The sequence below is a fragment of the Amycolatopsis sp. NPDC004625 genome, from assembly GCF_040609695.1.
In the GTDB taxonomy this organism is placed as follows: Bacteria; Actinomycetota; Actinomycetes; order Mycobacteriales; family Pseudonocardiaceae; genus Amycolatopsis.
This window is the reverse complement of sequence record NZ_JBEXKX010000117.1, coordinates 1-4,140: the sequence shown is the minus strand read 5'-3', so window position 1 is coordinate 4,140 and position 4,140 is coordinate 1. Positions and strand designations below refer to the sequence as shown.

Below are 4,140 nucleotides of genomic sequence, written 5' to 3'. Positions count from 1 at the left end.
CTGCACGTGCCGCCCCGGGGCGGCCCCCCTCTTCCCCGCCCCCCCTTTCTCCACCCCCTCCTGTACTGACCCATTTGCCGGGCGTGCGGTGTTGTTTTTTTACTGGGTTTAAAACCCGCCTAAACACTCACGACGGTGCGGGAGGGCGGGAAGCTGCTGGTGACGGGCCCCACATCCCCCTGAACGGGCGCACCCGACAGGGCTGCGAGGCGCAACGGCTACCCTGGTGGTCCGAAGGCCGCACGAGCAGCAGGAGGTGCGGGTGAGCCAGGAGCTCGACGCCGCGGTGCCCGCGAAGCAGGGCGCCCAGCAGAACGGGCAGGCGGCGGCACAGCCCGCGCCGCCGAAGCCGAACGGCGCGGCGCCGAACCCGTCCGCCACCCGCCGGGTCCGGGCGCGCCTCGCCCGGCGGATCACCGCGCAGCGTGCCGCCCCGGTCAAGCAGGTCCTCGAACCCCTGGCCGTCATCCACCGCGAGCTCCACCCCAACGCCGACCTCGGCCTGCTCCAGCGCGCCTACGACGTCGCCGAGGAGCTGCACCGCAACCAGCGGCGCAAGTCCGGCGACCCGTACATCACCCACCCGCTCGCCGTCGCCACCATCCTCGCCGAGCTGGGCATGGACACCACCACGCTCGTCGCGGCCCTCCTGCACGACACGGTCGAGGACACCGGGTACGCCGTCGAGAGCCTGAAGGCCGACTTCGGCGAGAAGGTCGCCGAGCTGGTCGACGGCGTCACGAAGCTGGACAAGGTGCAGCTCGGCTCGTCCGCCGAGGCCGAGACCATCCGCAAGATGGTCATCGCGATGGCCAAGGACCCCCGCGTCCTGGTCATCAAGCTCGCCGACCGGCTGCACAACATGCGCACCATGCGCTTCCTGCCGCCGGAGAAGCAGGCCCGCAAGGCCCGCGAAACGCTCGAAGTCCTCGCCCCGCTGGCCCACCGCCTCGGCATGGCCACGGTCAAGTGGGAGCTGGAAGACCTCGCGTTCGCCATCCTGCAGCCCAAGAAGTACGACGAGATCGTCCGCCTGGTCGCCGACCGCGCGCCCTCGCGTGACATCTACCTGCGCTCGGTCATCACGGACCTGACCAGCAACCTCGTCTCGTCGCGGATCACCGCGAAGGTCGAGGGCCGGCCGAAGCACTACTACTCGATCCACCAGAAGATGATCGTCCGCGGCCGCGACCTGGACGACATCCACGACCTGGTCGGCGTCCGGATCCTGGTCGAGGACGTCCGCGACTGCTACGCCGCCATGGGTGTCGTCCACGCCCTCTGGCAGCCGGTGCCCGGCCGGTTCAAGGACTACATCGCCCAGCCGCGGTTCGGCGTCTACCAGTCGCTGCACACGACGGTGATCGGCCCGGACGGCAAGCCCCTCGAAGTGCAGATCCGCACCTACGAGATGCACCGCACCGCCGAGTACGGCATCGCCGCGCACTGGCGGTACAAGGAAACCAAGGGCACCCACAACGGCAACGCGATGGACGTCGACGAGATGGCGTGGATGCGCCAGCTCCTCGACTGGCAGCGCGAGGCGGCGGACCCGGGCGACTTCCTCGAATCCCTGCGCTACGAGCTGGCCTCGCGCGAGATCTTCGTGTTCACCCCGAAGGGCGACGTCATCACGCTGCCGGTGGAGTCGACGCCGGTCGACTTCGCCTACGCCGTGCACACCGAGGTCGGCCACCGCTGCATCGGCGCCCGCGTCAACGGCCGCCTGGTCGCGCTCGAACGCAAGCTGGAAAACGGCGAAGTCGTCGAGATCTTCACGTCGAAGGCGGAGAACGCCGGCCCGTCGCGTGACTGGCTGCAGTTCGCCGGTTCGCCGAAGGCGCGCGCCAAGATCCGGCAGTGGTTCGCCAAGGAACGCCGCGACGAGGCGATCGAGGGCGGCAAGGAAGCCATCACCAAGGAGATCCGCAAGGTCGGCCTGCCGATCCAGCGGCTCGTCTCGGCGGAGTCCATGGGCGCGGTGGCCACCGAGCTGCGTCACGCCGACATCTCGTCGCTGTACGCGGCCGTCGGCGAGGGGCACACGAGCGCGAAGCACGTCGTCCAGCGCCTGGTCGCGCTGATCGGCGGCGTCGACGCGGCGGAGGAGGAGCTCGCCGAGCGCGCGACGCCGTCCACCGTGACCCGTCGCCGCGGTTCCAACGACGTCGGCGTGGTCGTCAAGGGCGCCAGCGACGTCTGGGCGAAGCTCGCCCGCTGCTGCACCCCGGTGCCGGGCGACGAGATCCTCGGCTTCGTGACCCGCGGCGGCGGCGTTTCGGTGCACCGGACCGACTGCACGAACGCCGGTGACCTGCAGTCCCAGCCCGAGCGGCTGGTCGAGGTCGAGTGGGCGCCTTCGGCGTCTTCGGTGTTCCTGGTGGCCATCCAGGTCGAGGCGCTCGACCGGCACCGCCTGCTTTCGGACGTGACCAAGGTGCTGGCCGACGAGAAGGTCAACATCCTCTCGGCGTCGGTGACCACGTCCCGGGACAGGGTCGCGGTCAGCCGCTTCTCGTTCGAGATGGGCGACCCGAAGCACCTCGGCCACGTCCTCAAGGTGGTCCGCGGCGTGGAAGGCGTCTACGACGTCTACCGCGTGACGTCGGCTTCCTGAGGGACCCAGGAGACGCCGGCGGCCGCGGCGATCCGCGCGCGTGACTCCAGGAGCCGCGCGCGCAACGGCGGCAGGTCGACGTCGAGCAGGCGCCCGTCCCGTTTGACCGCCTTCCCGGCGACCCAGACGCTGTCCACCAGCCCGGGGTGACCGGCGCTGACGATCGTGCCGACCGGGTCGCAGACGGGGAAGACCGAGAGGTCTTCGGCGTCGAGCAGGACGAGGTCGGCGTCCTTGCCGGGGGTGAGGCTGCCGGTGTCGCGGCCGCAGGCCCGGGCGCCGTTCACCGTGGCGCATTCGAGCACGGTCCGCGTCGTCAGGCCGCGGTCGGCGGCCAAGGCCGTGCGCATGGCGCCGAACAGGTCGCCCCCGGCGGACAGGCAGTCGTCGACCGACAGCGTCGGGCGGATGCCGGCAGCCAGGGCCCGGCCGGTGATCGGCGGCTCGAAGCCCATCTTCAGCTCGACGTCCGGGCTGACCGACACCGAGGAACCCGCGTCGGCGAGCATCGCCAGCTGGTCGTCGGACAGGCCGTTGCCGTGCACGACGGTGGTGCGCTCGTCGAGCAGCCCGCGCTCCCGCATCCCGGCGATCGGCCGGTCGCCCCCGCGCCACCCGCCGGTGCCGTGGACGTGCACGCTGACCGGCAGGCCGAGTTCCCGCGCCAGGGCGACATCGGCGGCGGTCTCGTCCATGGTGGACACCACCGGGCCGCGCAGGCCCAGCGCCAGGTCCTCGCCCGGCAGCAGCTTCCGCACCCGCCGGATCTCCGGCGCGATGTCCGGCCCGTCGGCGCCGTAGCAGAAGATCGAGTGGCCGGGTGCGTCGCGCAGCCCGGCGATCGCGGCGTCGGCGTTCTCCGGGTGGAGGGCGCAGTGGAACCAGTCGAGCAGGGTCGTGACGCCGGAGTTCAGGGCTTCGAGGCGGCCGAGGAGGTTGCCCAGGTAGACGTCTTCGGGCCGGTAGTGCGGTTTGAGCGTGCCGTGCGCGGCGGCGCGGTACTGGTCGAACGTCCAGTCCGCGCCGAGGCCGCGGAACGCCGTCTGCCAGGTGTGCCGGTGGGTGTCGACGAAGCCGGGCAGCACGATCTTGCCCGTCGCGTCGACGATCTCGGCGTCGGCGGCAGCGATTTCCGGCGCGACGGCGGCGATCCGGCTGCCCTCGATGAGCACGTCGTCGCGGGGAAGGTCCCCGAGTGCCGGGTCCATGCTGACCACCATGCCGCCGCGCAGCAGTGTCTTCATCGGTCTCCTCCAGAAGTTGACGCGTCAACTCTGTATGCTACGCCCATGCTGGAGCCGGCGGAGTGGGAGTTCTGGGACACGTGGATGCGCGCCCAGCGGCTGCTCGCCCGCGAGCTCGACCGCGGGCTGCAGCGCGACTGCGGCATCTCGAAAGCCGAGTTCAGCGTGCTGATGACGCTGAGCCGGCCGGACGCGATCACGTTGAGCTCCACCGAGATGTCCGGGCGCGCCGCGTTGAAGCCGGCGACGTACTTGTCCATGCCGGTGAGCCAGGACCAG

At 70.9% G+C, this 4,140-nt stretch carries 2 protein-coding genes and 1 pseudogene; 2 read left to right on the top strand and 1 reads right to left on the bottom strand.

Annotated elements, in window-relative coordinates; genetic code table 11:
- Nucleotides 1–262: 262 nt before the first annotated feature.
- Nucleotides 263–2,617 carry a bifunctional (p)ppGpp synthetase/guanosine-3',5'-bis(diphosphate) 3'-pyrophosphohydrolase gene (locus tag ABZW17_RS46635; protein WP_354829454.1) on the top strand — a complete coding sequence of 785 codons (2,355 nt, stop codon included), beginning with the start codon at nucleotides 263–265 and terminating at the stop codon, nucleotides 2,615–2,617.
- Here the strand turns inward: ABZW17_RS46635 and ABZW17_RS46630 are convergent.
- Complete coding sequence (locus ABZW17_RS46630) at nucleotides 2,593–3,861, bottom strand: amidohydrolase family protein (protein WP_354829451.1); 1,269 nt, start codon at nucleotides 3,859–3,861, stop codon at nucleotides 2,593–2,595. The two genes, ABZW17_RS46635 and ABZW17_RS46630, sit on opposite strands and share 25 nt — an antisense overlap.
- 45 nt (nucleotides 3,862–3,906) lie before the next feature.
- Between ABZW17_RS46630 and ABZW17_RS46625 the strand changes: the two are divergent.
- Nucleotides 3,907–4,140, top strand: a pseudogene (locus ABZW17_RS46625) (hypothetical protein); the annotation flags it as partial.

What these genes read in the sequence shown, in the direction of transcription:
- ABZW17_RS46630 (WP_354829451.1), bottom strand. Translation starts at nt 3,861, where the DNA reads ATGAAGACACTGCTGCGCGGCGGCATGGTGGTCAGCATGGACCCGGCA.